We start from the raw sequence: 15,489 nt of genomic DNA on the forward strand, positions 1-15,489 counted from the left end.
CGGTCAGATCACACCGGTCGCGTCGAAGACCCACGACATGTCCGCGTTGGCGAAGTCCTCCAGCCACGTCGGGGGAGCGTGGCTCGCCAAGGCGCTCATGTCCCAGTAGTCCTTCCAGAGCGAAATCTTGCCGTTCTCGACCCGGTGCACCGTGACGAATCGAAGTACCGCTGATTCGCCCGTCTGCCAATGCCATTCCTCGTGGTGCTCGTACATGGCATCGCTACCGTCGACGACGAGCAGCCCCGTGAAGTTCTCATAGGAGGCCAGCGGCTCCAGACCGATCTTCAGTCTCTTGACGATGTCGTCGGGGCCCTTCGCGGCGGCGGCGGGCCCGACCGGCACGTCGAGATAGATGCAGTCGTCGGACAGGTAGGACTTCAACGACTCCCAATCACGCGCCGACAGTGCGGCCCACATGCCGAGAACCGTATCCTCAACCGACACTGGTCAACTCATCCTTCTGCGTGGGAATCGCGGGGGACTTGTGCGCGGCGCGAAGGAAGCGTCCCGTCCGGCGGCGCCCGACCAGCTCGGTGGCCTCGCCGTCGAGGAACACCGCCCGGCCACCGACGAAGACCGCCTTGACGGTCTCCTGGTTGCGGTTGACCATCCGCGACAGCCCTCCGTACTGCGCGACCGGTTCCTCGGCGTACGCGTCGAGCCGCTCGTCGAGGCGGGCCGGGTCGATGATCGCGAGGTCGGCACGGTCACCGATGCGTAGGTGGCCCGCGTCGAGGCGGTACCAGTCTGCCAGTTCACCGGTCAGTCGGTGAACCGCCTGCTCGATGGTCATGAAGGGCTTCCCGGCCGCTTCCGCATCGCGAACGTGACGCAACAGCCGTAGACCCATGTTGTAGAAGGCCATGTTCCGCAGGTGCGCGCCCGCATCGGAGAAGCCCATCTGAATACTGGGATCGCGGGCGAGTTTCTTTAGCACCTCGGGCCGATGGTTGGAGATGGTGGTGCGCCACCGCAACGCCTCGCCGTGTTCCAGGACGAGGTCGAGGAAGGCGTCGACCGGATGAAGACCGCCGCGGTCGACACCCACCTGACCGAAGGACTTGCCGATCACGCTGGCGTCCGGGCAGTCGACGATGTCGGCGTCGAAGAAGTCGCGGTGCCACACCCGCAGTCCGAACTTGCTCTCGTACTCCTTGCGGAACCGGCGGCGGTACTCCTCGTCGCGCATCATCTCGTTGCGCTCGACCTCGTCACGCAGGTGCAGCGCCGCAGCGCCCGCCCCGAACTCCTCGAAGATCACCAGGTCGATGCCGTCGGCGTACACCTCGAACGGTACGGGCAGGTGCTGCCAGCGGAAGTTTCCGCCGAGCCGGTTGATCAGCCGCGCGACCGGACCCATCATCGTGATCGCGTACGGGTTGGACTTCACGTCGGCCGCCGACAACAGGCTGGTCTTGAGCGGATTGCGAAGGAGGCCGAGCGACTGGGCGATCTGCGACCCCAGATTCAGCGGATTCTCGATGTTCGGGCCCGACTGCAGAACGCGTCCTGCCTTGCGCAACAACGACTTCAGCCGGCGCTGCTCCCGCGCCCCGGCATACGTCGACGGCAACGTGCGGGAACGGCAGACGTCGCCGTCCAACTTGTCGAAGAGCAGTTGCATCGACGACATTCCGACGAAGCCCGCCTCGAGCGCCTCGGCCAGCATGCGCTCCATCTCGGCCTGTTCACTCCCGCTCGGTCGCTCGTCCTTCTGGGTCGCGCGGTCCAGGCCCATGACGGCGGTCCTCATGTCGGAGTGCCCGATGAACGCCGCCAGGTTGGGGCCGAGCGGCAGCTGCTCCAGCGCTTCGACGTACTCCTCACAGGTGCGCCAGGTCTTGCGGCCCTCCACGGCGGCGATGACGTGCTCCCGGGGTATCGCCTCGACGCGGCCGAACAGGTCACCCGCCTCCGTGCCGTCGATGTGAATGGTCGACAGCGAGCAGGAGCCGAGCATCACGGTCGTCACACCGTGACGCAGAGACTCAGCCAGCGCGGGGCCATTCAGCACCTCGACGTCGTAGTGGGTGTGAATGTCCAGCATTCCCGGCAGCACCCAGTCGCCCGTGGCGTCGATCACGTGCGGGCAGCCGGTTTCGTCGAGCGCCTCGGCGGAGATCGCCACGACGTGACCGGCGCGAATGCCGACGTTGCGCACCGCGGACGCCGCGCCGGTGCCGTCGAACCAGCGGCCGTTTCGAATGATCGTGTCGTAGGTCACCCCGTCATGGAACAGCCGCCAGGCACTGGTGTCAACGAAATCGTGAACACTATCGTGAAAATGTCTACTGCTCGGCCCACGCGTCGGGTTGGCGGCCGTCCACGTCGGTGAACCCGTATTCGCGGGCGAGCTGTACAGAACTCGCCGACCGCTGATTCCAGCGTGCCCGATCGGGGTCTGCCGCGATGGCCGCCACTCCGCGACCCACGAACCGCGGTGTCTCGGATTGGGTGAAGGCGGCAGGTGCCGTCGGGCCGCCACCGGCGCGCCCCGGGTCCAGCGCGTCGCGCCAGCTCCTCGCGCTCACGCGATAGTTCTCGAGCATCATCTCCGAGCGCAGCCAGCCGGGAGTGACCGCCACGGCGGTGCAGCCGAACGGCGCCAAGTCGTGGCCCTGGCTGAACGCGATCCTGTTCACCGACACCTTGGCGAGGTCGTAGAAGGCCGAGAGTCGATAGTGGTGCGCGTTGAACTCGGCCGTCCCATCGGTCACCTCGACCAGCAATCCGCCCGGCCGGATGATCAGGAGCGGCAGCAGACAATGCGACGTGATCAGATGGGTGTTGACCCCGAGCCGTAGGATGCGGAGTCCGTCGTCGAGGTCGTGCTCCCACATCGGCCTGTCCCACGTCGACGGCGGCCCCTTGAGAATCTCCGCTCCCCAGATGTCGTTCACGAGGACGTCGATTCCGCCGTAGTCGCGTCGGAGTCGGTCCGCCAGCGCACGCACGTGTCCGATGTCCAGGTGGTCGGTCGGGACGGCGACGCCGACGCCGCCGAGTTCGCTGACGAGTTGCGCTGTCTCCTCGATGGTTTCGGGACGATCATAGTCAGAAGACAGATCGACGACGGAGCTGGTGCGACCCGTGCACACGACGGTGGCACCCGCTTCGCCCAGCGCCGCCGCGATCCCGCGACCCGCACCGCGGGTGGCCCCGGCGACCACGGCGACACGGCCGGCGAGAGCGCGGCGGCCGGCAGGCGAGGACATGACGATGAGTATTCGCCAGCGGAGGCGTCTCCCACCGCAACTTAGAAATCCCCAGGCATACTCGGTTGGGTGACTCCACTGCAGCGCTACATCGCCGAAGAGATCGCGACCGATCACGTCGAGGGGCTGATGTCCAGACGCGAGGCCATCCGCCGACTTGCCCTCATCGGTGTCGGCGCCGCGGCAGCTTCCTCCTTGATCGCGGCATGCAGCACCGCCGAGAAACCCGCGGACGGTACGCCGACGGCCGGTGCACCGGTCACCTCCGGCGGAGCAGCGACCGAAAACGCGCCTCCGCCAGGGATCGAGAACGCCCTGAAGACCACACCCATCACGTGGGCGGGTCCGCGGGGGGAGTTGCAGGCGGCGTGGGCGGCGGCCGAAACGCCCAGGGGCGCCGTGCTCGTCATCCACGAGAACAAGGGCCTCACCGACTGGGCGCGCTCGGTGGCGGGTCGGTTCGCCGGAATCGGATATTCGGGTCTCGCCATCGACCTGCTGTCGGGCGAGGGAGGCACGGCGAAGTTCACGGACCCAGCCGAGGCCACGGCGGCGCTGAGCAAGATCTCACCGCAGGACTTCGTCGCCGACCTGAAGTCGGGGATCGAGGAGCTACAGCGTCGTGCACCGGGGGTGAAGGTGGCGGCCGTTGGATTTTGCATGGGCGGCGGCCTGGTGTGGCAATTGCTGGCCTCTGGCGAACCGCAGCTGGCCGCGGCGGTTCCGTTCTATGGGCCGACGCCCGACGGCGCCGACTTCAGCGGATCCAAGGACGTCGCGGTGCTGGGGTTCTACGGCTCCAAGGATGCGCGCGTCACCGGAACGAAGGACGCTGCCCAGCAGGCGCTCGACAAGGCCGGCCTGGTCAATGAGCTCGTCGTGGAACAGGGTGCGGACCACGCGTTCTTCAACGACACCGGTGAGCGCTACGACCCCACCGCCGCCACCGACGCCTGGCAGCGCGTGCAGGACTGGTTCACCAAGTACGTCGGCTAGCCGCGATACCCGGGGGTGACCGGTATTCACGACGCGTTCAGGTGGCCGTTCACCCGCCGTTCCCCGAATGCACACGTGCCCCCGGTCTGATGAGGCATGCGGGTTGTCCAGGTGGCGAACTTCTACGGCCCGCGTTCCGGAGGGCTGCGGACGGCGGTGGACCGACTGGGGGCGGAGTATTACGCCGCCGGCCACGAGGTGTACCTGGTGGTGCCAGGCCCCGTCGGCGCAACACAGCTTCTGGACTCCGGCGTGCTGCGAATATCCCTGCCCGCCAAGCAGATTCCCTTCACTGGCGGCTATCGTGCCGTGCTGCCGCGGCCGATCATCGCATTGCTGGCAGCACTGCGGCCCGACGCCCTGGAAGTCTCCGACCGACTGACCCTGCGTTCGCTGGGACCGTGGGGCCGTCGGCACGAGGTCGCCACCGTGATGATCTCCCACGAGCGGTTGGATCGACTCGCGGGACAGTTTCTGCCGCGTCGCGCCGCCCGCGCGATCGCCGACGTCGCCAACCGCAGGACCGCCGCCAACTACGACACGGTGGTCTGCACGACGGCGTTCGCGCGCGAGGAGTTCGACCGCATCGACGCGCCCAACGTGGTCACCGTCCCACTCGGCGTCGACCTCGAACAGTTCCATCCACGCAGGCGTTCGGCGCACGTCCGCAGCCGCTGGGCGACGCCGGCACAGACGCTACTGGTGCACTGCGGACGGCTCTCGGTCGAGAAGCACGCCCATCGCAGCATCGATACCGTTGTCGCCCTGCGTGATTCAGGCATCGACGCGCGGCTCGTCGTCGTCGGGGAGGGGCCGTTGCGCACCCGACTGGAGCGCCAAGCCGCCCGATTGCCGGTCGACTTCACCGGTTTCATCGGGTGCCGCAACACGGTGGCGTCGATTCTGGCCTCCGCCGACGTCGCGTTGGCACCCGGCCCGCACGAGACCTTTGGCCTGGCCGCGCTCGAAGCACTGGCCTGCGGTACGCCTGCCGTCGCGTCCAGGACCTCGGCGCTCGCCGAGATCCTCACCGGTGAGAGCGGCGCCGCCGCCGCCAACGATCCCGTCTCGATCGCGGCGGCGGTGACGGCGCTCATCGGCAGGCCGGAATCGTCACGGCGCATCGCTGCCCGCCACCGGGCGGAGCAGTTCTCCTGGCCGACGTCGGCCGCGGGAATGCTCGATGCCCTCGGTGCCGACCAACCAACCGGCGGACGGTGCGGCCGCTAGGTTGTCCGGATGGGCGCTCCTACACCTGGCCCGAATGACTTCGACCGTGCCAGGACGCTGTGGTTCGCCTTGCTGCTGACCATCGCCAACGGATTCATGGACGCCCACACCTTCTACGTCCGCGCGGCGTCTTCGCCAACGTCCAGACCGGCAACGTCATCTTCTTCGCCATCAACGTCTCCGAACGCAGCGGCCATGGCGCACGTCTGGCCCATCCTCGCGTTCATGGTCGGCGTCTCCCTTGCCGCCCACATCAAGTCGGGCCGAGTCGAGCGCATCGTGCCCCATCCGCTGCGCTGGACGATGACGGTGCAAGTGGTGGCCCTCGTCGCGATCGGCTTCGTTCCGGTCACTGTGGCGCACAGCTACGTCACCGTGCCGATCGCCTTCCTCGCGGCTCTTCAGATGGGACTGTTCCGCAACGTCGGCGACCTCGCGTACCTCCCCGTCGCAACGACCGGAAATCTGATGCGATTCGTCGAATCCGGCTACGACGGCTTCGTCGAGGGGCAGCGTGCGCCTCGTCGCGCCTGCGGGATCTATGGCGCGCTGATCCTGGCCTTTGCCGGGGGAGCGTTGATCGGTGCCTTCGCAAGTCGAGCCTGGAGCGCGCACGCCATCTGGCTGGCGGCGGTAATCCTGGCCGTCACGCTCGTCTTGTTCATCGTCGATGAGCGCGTGATGCGGTGATCGACCTCGTCCCCGAACCGAATCGAACCAAACCCGACCGCGGAACGTGTCCATAGGCGAAGGCAGCCAACGGAGGAGAACACATGACCAAGATCGGTTCGTCAATCGGGGCGCTGCTGTTGATCGGCGCCATCACCACCGCGTGCGGGAGCACACAGGCCCCCAGCACCAACTACGGCGCGAGCGCCACATCCGCCGCGATGACCGGCAGCCCAGGGGAGAGTTCGACTCCCGCCGCTGCCGGATCGACGATCACCATCTCGGGCATGGCCTTCGGCGATCCGCTTACGGTCTCGCCAGGGGCGACGATCACCATCGTGAACGAGGACTCCGTGGAGCACTCGGTCACCTCGAAGCCGGAGACCGGTTTCGACACCGACGTCGACGGGGGCGCGCAGAAGACCTTCACCGCACCGACGCAGCCAGGCGAGTACCCGTTCATCTGCAAGTACCACCCGAACATGAAGGGCACGTTGATCGTCAAGTGAGCCCGCCTTCACGCCGATCGGTTTGAACGGCGACGATCCTGGGCAAACCGAGCTTCAGTAGGCGCGTCAATTAACGGCGCGCCAAAGGTTGAAGGAGCCGGACATGGATACCAACACCGTCGTCTTGATCGTCGTTGCCGTCGTGGTGGTCCTGCTGTTGATCCTCGGGTTGGCCTTCGTGGCTCGCAGCGCGCGCGACAAGAAGCGCCGGGCCGAGGCGGATCAAATCCGTGACGAGGCGCGCGAGGAGAGTGGCCGACTGGAGAAGCGGGAGGCAATCGCCGCAGAGACCGAGGCCAAGGCCCGTGCCGCAGCGGCCGAAGCCGAGGCCAAGGCCGCCGAAGCCGCCCGCTTGAACGACAGGGCCGCTATTCATCGTGACGAGGCCGCATCGTCGCGCGAGGACCTCGACTCGAAATGGCAACACGCCGACTCATTGGACCCGCGGCGCAAGGACGACGCCGATGCTGCGCAGCTCGAGGCCGAGAAGGACCGTAGCGAACGCGACGAGATCAGCGGCAGCGAGCAGCCTCAGCGCGAAGATCAGGCACACCGCGCCATCAACTAGGCACGGCGAGTAACTGGGTGGTCAAGGACCTTCGCAGCCAGGCCTCGAAGGCCTTGACCGTCCAGCCCCTGACTCGCACGAACCGGTCGAATAGCACGGGGTCTGAGGCCAACCACGCCACGTCGACGGCGGCGGCTCTCGTCAGCGCACCGTTCAACGCGTCGAGTCGAACGATTCTGTTGACCACTTCCCGCGCTCCTGCGAGGCGTTGCTCCTGAGCCACCTCCAGTACGCACAGCGCCCCGTCGTCGGAGTCGGCCGCGATCTCGAGTGCCCGGAACAGGCCGGCCACCCGAGTGTCGACTTCGACAGTGAAGCGCACCCAACCGGCGAGCATTTCGACGGGATCGTCGCCGGCGAGTAGCTCGCGCATCATCGGCCGTTCCGCCACTTGGAGCGGCACGTCGTCACCGGCCACCGCCCAATCGAGCGCCGTCTTCAAGAGGTCGACCTTGCCGCCGACAGCGGTGAACACGGTCTTGCGACTGACCCCCGCCGCCTCGGCCACCGCATCGATCGTCGTCGCGCCATAGCCCGCATCGACGAACAGCCGGGCCGCCACCGACACGATCGCCCTTCGGGTGCTGGCAGCCTGGGCGGCACGCAGTTCCGAGCGATAGTCCCGCTTGACAGGTTCGCTCATTTACGCCACCCTCCGTGTATTCATTACACTATAAGTTACCTTAAAAGGGGGGGCGCATGCGAACCATCATCGTCGGCGCAGGGCCGACAGGACTCTTCATCGCCATTGCCTTCGCTCGCCGGGGCCGGAGCGTGCTGCTCGTCGACCGCGACCCTGGCCCGCCCGACCTCGGCTCTTGGCATCGCAAGGGAGTCATGCAGTTCCACCACGCGCACACCTTCCGCGGACCCGTAGTAGAGGCAATGCGTCACGAAATGCCGGACGTCCTCGACTGTTTGGAGGCTGCGGGTGCCGTGGTCGCCGACGGACCCGACGGGCGACCCGCCGCGTTGTTGTGCAGGCGCGCCACCTTCGATGCCCTACTGCGTCACCGGGCCTGCCTCGAACCGGGCATCACGCTTTACACCGGCCGCGTCGACGGGCTGCTTCGCGAGCGCGGACGCGTCGGGGGAGTGACAATCTCCGGCCGGGCGTTTCTGGCCGATACCGTGATCGACGCATCGGGGCGGGCCAGCAGATTTACCGGGGACGTCCGCGCGCCCGCCGAGGGCGGTGACTGCGGAGCCGTGTACATCGACCGCCAGTACCGCTTCCGAGACGGAGCGCCGCCTGCGCCGACGAACTCACCCATCGGCCTGTCGCTGAACTTCCCTGGCCACTTCGCCATCGCATTCCTGCACGACGACCGAACCTTCTCGATCACCTTCGCCCACGACGGGTCCGATCACCGGTTGCGCGGACTCCGATTCGGCGAGACATTCGAGGCTGCCGTCAGTGCCATCCCCGGCCTCTCGGAGTGGAATGACCCGCGCTGGGCCACGCCAATCACCCAGGTACTACCGGGTGGCAAGTTGTACAACGCCTACCGCGGCCAACTCGACGAAGCCGGACGTCCGGCCGCCCCCGGCCTGATCTCCGTCGGAGACGCGGTCTGCACCACCACGCCGCTCGCAGGCCGAGGCGTGACACTGGCCCTTGCCCAGGCGCGCGCATTGATCGGCTTCCTCGATGGACATCGCAACGACACCGACTCCGCCACAATGCATTTCGACCAATGGTGCACCGACAACATCCGACCGTGGTTCGACGATCATCGTCGCACCGACACCGACCGGATCCGCCGCTGGTCCGGCGGCGAGGTGGACACCACGCAACGCCTACCGTCAGACCTAATCGTCGCCGCCGCGGCGGCAGACGACACCTTGCGCGCCGTCACCGAGCCCTACGCTCGAATGGACGCGCTACCCGCCAGCCTCGACGCCGTGGAACCGCGGGCCAGAGAGATATTCGCCGACGGTTGGCGCCCCGCCGTACCCGATGGCCCGACTAAGACTGAATTGGCCGAACTCTGCGACAGCCACCGGGTGGGCGCCGCCTAGCGCGGCGGAGTCCAGGCAACGGGAAGACGCTTGATGCCGTGGATGAAGGCCGACTGCAGCCGGGCAGGTTCCTCGGTGGCCGCGATGTCGGGGATTCTTCGGTGCAGCTCCTCGAAGGCGACGGTGATCTCCCGTCGCGCCAGATTCGCACCCAGGCAGAAATGGGCGCCGCCTCCGCCGAAGCCGACGTGCGGGTTCGGGTGACGGCGTACGTCGAAGGTCCACGGGTCGTCGAATTTGGCGTCGTCGCGGTTGGCTGACCCGTACCACAGCGTAACCTTTTCGCCCGCAGCGAGTTTCACACCGCTGAGCTCGGTGTCCCGCGTCACCGTGCGGCGCATGTACGCCACCGGTGATGCCCATCGCACCACCTCCTCGACGGCGGTCGGGGCCACGGCGTCGTAGTCGTTCCACCAGGCGTCGCGCTGTTCGGGATGACGGCTCAGCGCGAGCACACCATGACTGATGGCGTTGCGGGTGGTCTCATTTCCTGCGACCACCAGCAGAATGAAGAACGACGCGACCTCACTTGAGGTCAGTCGCTCGCCGTCGAGTTCGGCCTGCACCAGGCTGGTGGTGAGGTCTTCACCGGGGTGGGCGCGACGGTCGTCGGCCAGCGCGGCGGCGTAGGCGCCGATGTCCATGGCCACCTTTATGAATTCCTCGAAGTCCGCCGTGATCTCCGGATCGCCGAAGCCGAGGATCACGTTCGTCCAGTGGAAGACGTTCTGGTGATCCTCCTCGGGGATGCCCATCATGTCGCAGATGATCTGCAGGGGAAGCGGCCCAGCCAAGGCGGCGACCAGTTCAGCGGTGCCGTCGGGGTTGTCTGTGATCATCGCCTCGACCAGCCGCCTGGCGCGGTCCCGGACCGAGTCCTCGATGCGGGCCAGAACCCGCGGAGTGAATGCACTTCTGACGATGTTGCGAAGACGGGTGTGCCGCGGATCGTCCATCGCGATCATGGAACCGAAGTACTCGGCCAGCTCGGGCGTCTGATCTCCGATGACGATTCCCTGCGCCGAGCTGAAGATCTCGGGATGGCGGCTGGCGTGGAACACGTCGTCGTAGCGGGTCACCGCCCAGTGGCCCCGGCCCTGCTCGAAGCCGTCCTGAACGAACTCCGGGTGCAGGGACACCGGAGCCTCGCGCCGCAGCGTGGCGAACGCTCCGTCCCGCAAGTCGTCGTCGAGTGCCCAGAAGTCCCATGAGCCCAGATTGACGTCGGAGAGCGGCACGTCGGGCGGCGGCGCCCCGTTCACCCGTGTCGAAAAACCCACGCCACCTCACCTCACCGTCGAGAACGCGATGCCGCCGAGCGTAGCGTCAGGGCCGAGCTTCATGCCCAGTTCTGCCGTGAGTGCGTCGCTCCTCTTTCATCTTGGCCTCGAACACGTGTCTCTCACCTGCGACGAGTTCGTCGCGCACCTGACGCTCGTGTTCGCGAAACTGCGTCCAATAGCCGTCGTCGAACTCTTCGACGACCTGAAACGTCCAGCGGCCGGGCAGCACGTTGAGACCGACCAACTGCGTCTCCAAACGCTCGGCAGCCGCACCGTGTCCTGCCTTCTTCAGCTCGTCGCAGGCCTCACCCAGCGTCAAGTCGGCATGCCCCATCAACTGGTGAAAGGAATACAGGTGCCCGCGAGCACGCTCGACGCACTCCAAGGCCTCGGACACCTTCCCAACGGCTGCGATCGTGTCGTCGTCGACCCCAGCGGGGCGTCGGCCCAGGCAACCATCGGATTCATCGTGCATGCTCATCAACGGGTGATACCCCTCCGATCACCGGCCCAATCGGGTATCCCGTTCAGCCGATGACCTGCGCATGGCCGCCCGTGCGTGGTAGCACCACTAAGTGCGCAACCCACATGCAGGGCAACCATTTACGACCTCCGACGAGGACATCGCCGACGCACTTCTCGACGTCAGCATCCCGACGTTGATCCTGTCGCTGGTCCACATGGCAGGCGACCCCGCGCTGATCCGCGGCGCGCTGAAGCCGGCAGGCCTGTTCCTCAACGAAGTGCAGGGCTACATGTCCGAGGAGGACAAGGCGGCGGCCCGGGAGATCGCGCTGGAAGTCATCGGTGACTACCGCGATCGCGGCTGCCCAGAACCCGAGCCCATCAGCGGTGAACTGCTCAAGGAGATGATGGAGTGGCTCGTCTGCGAACCCGTACCCGACGAGTACGTCCCGATGTTGCTCGAGGAGATGGAACTCGACGGGATCGACGCGCGCGCAGTGCAGACCTCGACCAAGAACGCCCGGGACGACTTCCCCGTCGTCGTCATCGGCTGCGGAGAGTCGGGCCTGCTCGCCGGCATCCGACTCAAGGAAGCGGGCATCCCCTTCACGATCGTCGAGAAGAACGCCGGCCCCGGCGGGACCTGGTATCAGAACACCTATCCAGGTGCGCGCGTGGACGTGGGAAATCACTTCTACTGCTACAGCTTCGAGCCGACCGACCAGTGGACCCACTTCTTCGCCGAGCAACCGGAGCTCCAGGCCTACTTCCAACGCGTGATGGACAAGTACGACGTCGGGCCCCACGTCAGGTGGGAGACGGAGGTCACCGACGCCACCTGGAACGACGCCACGGCGACGTGGACCGTCCGGACACGAGGTGTCGACGGCACGGCGTCGGCACTCGAGGCGCGGGCCGTCATCAGCGCCGTGGGGCAGCTGGACCGACCTCACCTGCCCGCCATTGCCGGGCGAGATCAGTTCTCCGGAGCGGCCTTTCACTCCGCAGAGTGGGACCACTCCGTGGACCTGCACGGCAAGCGCGTGGCGATGATCGGCGCCGGCGCCAGCGGATTTCAGATCGCACCGGCGATCGCCGAGGACGTCGCGCAGCTCACCGTCTTCCAGCGCACGGCGCAGTGGATGTTCCCCAACCCGAACTACCACGAGGCCGTCGGAGCCGGCGTGAAGTGGGCGCTGCGGCATCTGCCCTTCTACGGCCGGTGGTACCGGTTCCTGCTGTTCTGGCCCGGATGCGACAAGGGCCTGGAGGCGGCGAGAGTCGATCCCGACTATCCCGATCAACGGCGCGCGGTCAGTGAGATCAACGAGATCACCCGACTCGTGTTCACCGAGTGGATCACGAGCCAGATCGGCGATGACCCCGAGTTGGCCGCCAAGGTCGTGCCCGATTACCCGGCCACGGGCAAGCGCACGTTGCAGGACAACGGCAGCTGGCTTCAGACGTTGACGCGCGACGACGTCGAGTTGGTCCGCACACCGATCGACCACATCGCGGCCGAGGGCGTCGTCACCACCGACGGCGTCCGCCACCCCGCCGACGCGATCGTCTTCGCCACCGGCTTTCAGGCCACCGAGGTGCTGTGGCCGATGACGATCACCGGGCGGGACGGTCGGGATCTCCGCGCCCTCTGGGGCGAACGGCCGTCCGCCTACCTCGGTATCACGGTGCCTGGCTATCCGAACTTCTTCTGCATGTACGGCCCGGGCACCAACCTCGCCAGCGGTGGCAGCCTCATCTTTCACTCCGAGTGCCAGATGCGTTACATCTCACAGTGTCTGGACCACTTGATCGCCGGTGGGCATCGTTTCATGGAACCTCGCCAGGACAGAACCGACGACTGGGTGCGGCGCAGTCAGAAGGAGATGCGCAAGATGGTGTGGTCGCAGCCGTCGATCACGCACTCGTTCTACAAGAACGCGCATGGCGAGGTGTACACGCTGAGCCCGTGGCGGCTGGTCGACTATTGGACGTGGACCCGGGTACCCGATCCGAGTGACTTCACGTTCGGCTGACGGTCACCCCTGCTGCCAACCCATGTTCCTCGCGAACGCGACACCGTCGTCGGAGAGCGTCCCGCACCTCCGGCAGTGGTCGACGTACTCCTGCACCATGGGTAGGAAGTTCATCGGGTTGTACGCGTCCTCCTCGTAGCTCCAGAGACCGTCACCCGCGTACTTGAGAATGGTGATGCAGGGCCTTGGTGTCGATCGAGTACCAGGACACCGGGTAGAACGGCATCTCGCTGCCGGGGAAGACGTTCATCGTCGCCACGATCCACTCCCGGATGGCCTCTCGGCCCGCCATTTTGCCGTCGGTGTGTTCGTTGTAGGTGGCGTTCTCGGTGAACAGGTCGGCGTAGCGCGACCAATCCCAGCTCTGCCCGATCTCGCAGACCACCTGCTGTTGATGCGCGAAGGCGTCCTCGATCTCCTCGCGCGACCATCTACCTGCAGGAGAACCCATCTCGTCGTTCTACCAAAGGGCGGCGGCGGGGGAGCCGGTTTCACGACACCGCCAACGAATCATCAACCACACCAGCAACATCCATCGCACGGGTCTCGAAACGGGACGTAACACTCTCGCCGTCGATGGCGATGTTCGTGACAGGGGTGGCATGACGGGGGTGGGAAACAAAGCGTGATCGATTCGGTGTTGCAGGACTGAATACACCGTGGCGCCAGGTCACGAGGTAGGAGAGACACGCATGAAGCCGATCAAGATAGTGGCGGCCGCAATGATCGCAGGCGGACTGAGCCTGGGCTCGGTGCCCGCAATCGCACCGATCGCGTCCGCGCAACCGAGCGCGCCCATCCCGCAGAAGCCGGGGAACGGCGGAGACGACTTTTGCCCGCCACAGTGCGGAAATGGGAATGGCCATGGGAACGGGAGAGGCAACGGCAACGGTGACGACCGCGGTTGGCCCGGCCAGTTCGACGGCAGGGGTCACGGCGACGACAAGGGCTTCTGGTGGAACAACAACCGCCACGACTGGTGGGACGACGGAAATGGTCCGCCGCCATGGGGCTGGGGCCCGCCACCGCCCATCCAGTGGAACGGCGGCCCGCCACCGCAGTCAATCAACTACTGGGGTTACAACCTGAACCCCGTGTGGAACGACGGCCCGCGCCAATGGGGCGTCTGGCTGTTCGGCCTGTGGATCCCCATCTTCGGAGTCGGCTTCAACTAAGCCGCGCTCCGAGTAGGAGGGCGTCGGCTCACTCCTCTACGACGGCCTTGATCCGTTCCAGCGTCTTCCGCATGTCGCGGATGTTGCGTCGCTTGCGGAGTTGACCGCCGAAGAGACCGAACAAGGTGGTCATCATGCCTTCGTTCATCCGGAAGGATTCGGTGACCTCGGTGCCACCGTTCACTGGGGTGAATCGGTAGTGCCAGTTGTTGACCGCGCGATCGCCGAGCAGCACCTCGAAGCCGAACTCCCTGCCCGGCTCGCATGCGGTTACGCGGCACGTCGTCCAGTAGACGGGTCCGATCTCGTTGCGTTTGACGTGGCCGCGGAACTTCGCGCCAAGCGATGGACCCGTCGCGCCGTCGAGCCACTCAGCTTCGAAGGTCTCCGGGGAGAACTTGCCGGTGTTGCGGACGTCGGCGACGAGGTCCCAGACCTCCTCCGCGGGTGCGTCCATCGCAACGGTGACTGATGCCTGCATGTGCGGACCTGCTTCTTGTCGTCGGGCGCCGTGATCAGCTGTCACCATATGCGTGTGACGGACTGGAGCGGCGAAGAGTACGCGAGACTGAGCGAGTTGCAGCGGGCGATGATCAGCGAGGCGATGGCCGGCCTCGAGTTCCGTTCGGGTGACCGCGTCCTCGACATCGGGTGCGGCGATGGCTTTCTCACCCGTGCCATCGCGACTCTGACCCCGGAGGGCATGGTGGTCGGGGCCGATCCGTCGCACCGGATGGTGGCCACCGCGGTCGAGTCGGTGACCGCTCGTGCCTCCGGTCCGTGGTTCGTGATCGCGGACGCACGAGCGCTGCCCTTCCGGGAGTGCTTCGACGCCGCGGTGTCGTTCAACGCGCTGCACTGGGTGCCCGAGCAGGAACGGGCGCTCCGCCAGATCGCCACGGTGCTGAGGCCGGGAGGATCGGTCACGGTCCAGGCGGTGTGTGCAGGTCCGCGGCCCAGCTTGGAGGCCGTCGCGATGGAACTCTGCCGGGAGTCGCGCTGGTCGCAGTGGTTCGAGGGCTTCGACGCGCCCTTCATCCACGTCGACCCCGATCACTACGACGAGTTGACCGCGGCGGCAGGCCTGACCCTCGACGACGTGACCGTGACCGACCGCGAGTGGGACTTCGGTTCACGCGAGGCGTTCCTGCAGTGGTCCGCGATGGGATCCACGGCCTGGACCGACCGGTTGCCGGAGGATCGGCGCGCGCAATTCATCGAGGAGCAGATCGACGCCTATGAGCCGATCGCCGGCACCCCCGGGCTCTTTCGCTTCATGCAGATGCGCGCGCGACTCCACCGCGGGGAGACTGGATGA

Annotated in this window: 16 protein-coding genes and 1 pseudogene; 9 read left to right on the forward strand and 8 right to left on the reverse strand. The window is 66.4% G+C overall.

From position 1 onward, the window contains the following. Positions 1-3: 3 nt before the first annotated feature. From VET27_RS04035 to VET27_RS04045, 3 genes are all read right to left on the reverse strand, one after another. Positions 4-420 carry a nuclear transport factor 2 family protein gene (locus VET27_RS04035; protein ID WP_526515392.1) on the reverse strand — a complete coding sequence of 139 codons (417 nt, stop codon included), beginning with the start codon at positions 418-420 and terminating at the stop codon, positions 4-6. A gap of 16 nt (positions 421-436) precedes the next feature. Continuing rightward, complete coding sequence (locus tag VET27_RS04040; protein WP_526515394.1) at positions 437-2,227, reverse strand: N-acyl-D-amino-acid deacylase family protein; 1,791 nt, start codon at positions 2,225-2,227, stop codon at positions 437-439. A 64-nt stretch (positions 2,228-2,291) separates the two neighbouring features. Continuing rightward, positions 2,292-3,218 (reverse strand): SDR family oxidoreductase, encoded by a 927-nt coding sequence (locus tag VET27_RS04045; RefSeq protein ID WP_526515396.1) that lies wholly within the window; start codon positions 3,216-3,218, stop codon positions 2,292-2,294. A 69-nt stretch (positions 3,219-3,287) separates the two neighbouring features. Between VET27_RS04045 and VET27_RS04050 the strand changes: the two genes are divergently transcribed. From VET27_RS04050 to VET27_RS04070, 5 genes are all read left to right on the forward strand, one after another. After that, complete coding sequence (locus VET27_RS04050; protein WP_526515398.1) at positions 3,288-4,214, forward strand: dienelactone hydrolase family protein; 927 nt, start codon at positions 3,288-3,290, stop codon at positions 4,212-4,214. A gap of 96 nt (positions 4,215-4,310) precedes the next feature. After that, on the forward strand, positions 4,311-5,444 hold the full coding sequence (locus VET27_RS04055) for a glycosyltransferase (RefSeq protein WP_526515400.1): 1,134 nt from the start codon (positions 4,311-4,313) through the stop codon (positions 5,442-5,444). 9 nt (positions 5,445-5,453) lie between these two features. Next, positions 5,454-6,134 (forward strand): YoaK family protein, encoded by a 681-nt coding sequence (locus VET27_RS04060; protein WP_526515402.1) that lies wholly within the window; start codon positions 5,454-5,456, stop codon positions 6,132-6,134. Between the two features lie 83 nt (positions 6,135-6,217). Next, positions 6,218-6,622 (forward strand): cupredoxin domain-containing protein, encoded by a 405-nt coding sequence (locus VET27_RS04065; protein WP_526515404.1) that lies wholly within the window; start codon positions 6,218-6,220, stop codon positions 6,620-6,622. A 103-nt stretch (positions 6,623-6,725) separates the two neighbouring features. Continuing rightward, positions 6,726-7,190, forward strand: coding sequence for a hypothetical protein (locus VET27_RS04070; protein ID WP_526515406.1), 465 nt, complete (start codon positions 6,726-6,728; stop codon positions 7,188-7,190). Here the strand turns inward: VET27_RS04070 and VET27_RS04075 are convergent. Continuing rightward, entirely contained in the window at positions 7,183-7,833 is a 651-nt protein-coding gene (locus tag VET27_RS04075) for a TetR/AcrR family transcriptional regulator (protein ID WP_526515408.1), read from the reverse strand. The genes VET27_RS04070 and VET27_RS04075 overlap by 8 nt on opposite strands. 56 nt (positions 7,834-7,889) lie before the next feature. Here VET27_RS04075 and VET27_RS04080 point away from each other — a divergent pair, with 56 nt between their 5' ends. Further along, positions 7,890-9,212 carry an FAD-dependent oxidoreductase gene (locus VET27_RS04080; protein WP_526515410.1) on the forward strand — a complete coding sequence of 441 codons (1,323 nt, stop codon included), beginning with the start codon at positions 7,890-7,892 and terminating at the stop codon, positions 9,210-9,212. On the opposite strand, the gene VET27_RS04085 is transcribed toward VET27_RS04080, so the two are convergent. Both VET27_RS04085 and VET27_RS04090 read right to left on the reverse strand, forming a co-directional pair. Then, complete coding sequence (locus tag VET27_RS04085; RefSeq protein ID WP_526515412.1) at positions 9,209-10,492, reverse strand: cytochrome P450; 1,284 nt, start codon at positions 10,490-10,492, stop codon at positions 9,209-9,211. The genes VET27_RS04080 and VET27_RS04085 overlap by 4 nt on opposite strands. 46 nt (positions 10,493-10,538) lie before the next feature. Next, positions 10,539-10,976: a hypothetical protein gene (locus VET27_RS04090; protein WP_526515414.1), complete on the reverse strand. Its 438-nt coding sequence runs from the start codon at positions 10,974-10,976 to the stop codon at positions 10,539-10,541. A 94-nt stretch (positions 10,977-11,070) separates the two neighbouring features. Here VET27_RS04090 and VET27_RS04095 point away from each other — a divergent pair, with 94 nt between their 5' ends. After that, positions 11,071-12,996, forward strand: a complete 1,926-nt coding sequence (locus VET27_RS04095) for a flavin-containing monooxygenase (protein WP_526515416.1) — start codon at positions 11,071-11,073, stop codon at positions 12,994-12,996. Positions 12,997-12,999: 3 nt separating this feature from the next. On the opposite strand, the pseudogene VET27_RS04100 reads toward VET27_RS04095, so the two are convergent. After that, positions 13,000-13,447 (reverse strand): annotated as a pseudogene (locus tag VET27_RS04100) (nuclear transport factor 2 family protein). A gap of 241 nt (positions 13,448-13,688) precedes the next feature. Here VET27_RS04100 and VET27_RS04105 point away from each other — a divergent pair. Continuing rightward, the gene (locus tag VET27_RS04105) at positions 13,689-14,171 is read left to right on the forward strand and encodes a hypothetical protein (RefSeq protein WP_526515418.1); all 483 of its coding nucleotides are present in this window, start codon (positions 13,689-13,691) and stop codon (positions 14,169-14,171) included. Positions 14,172-14,199: 28 nt separating this feature from the next. Here VET27_RS04105 and VET27_RS04110 read toward each other — a convergent pair whose 3' ends face one another. Next, a complete protein-coding gene (locus VET27_RS04110; RefSeq protein WP_526515420.1) occupies positions 14,200-14,652 on the reverse strand; it encodes an SRPBCC family protein in 453 nt (150 codons plus the stop codon). 48 nt (positions 14,653-14,700) lie between these two features. Between VET27_RS04110 and VET27_RS04115 the strand changes: the two genes are divergently transcribed. After that, positions 14,701-15,489, forward strand: a complete 789-nt coding sequence (locus VET27_RS04115; RefSeq protein ID WP_526515422.1) for a class I SAM-dependent methyltransferase — start codon at positions 14,701-14,703, stop codon at positions 15,487-15,489.

The sequence above is a fragment of the Mycobacterium sp. genome (assembly GCF_035633495.1).
Classification (GTDB): Bacteria; Actinomycetota; Actinomycetes; order Mycobacteriales; family Mycobacteriaceae; genus Mycobacterium.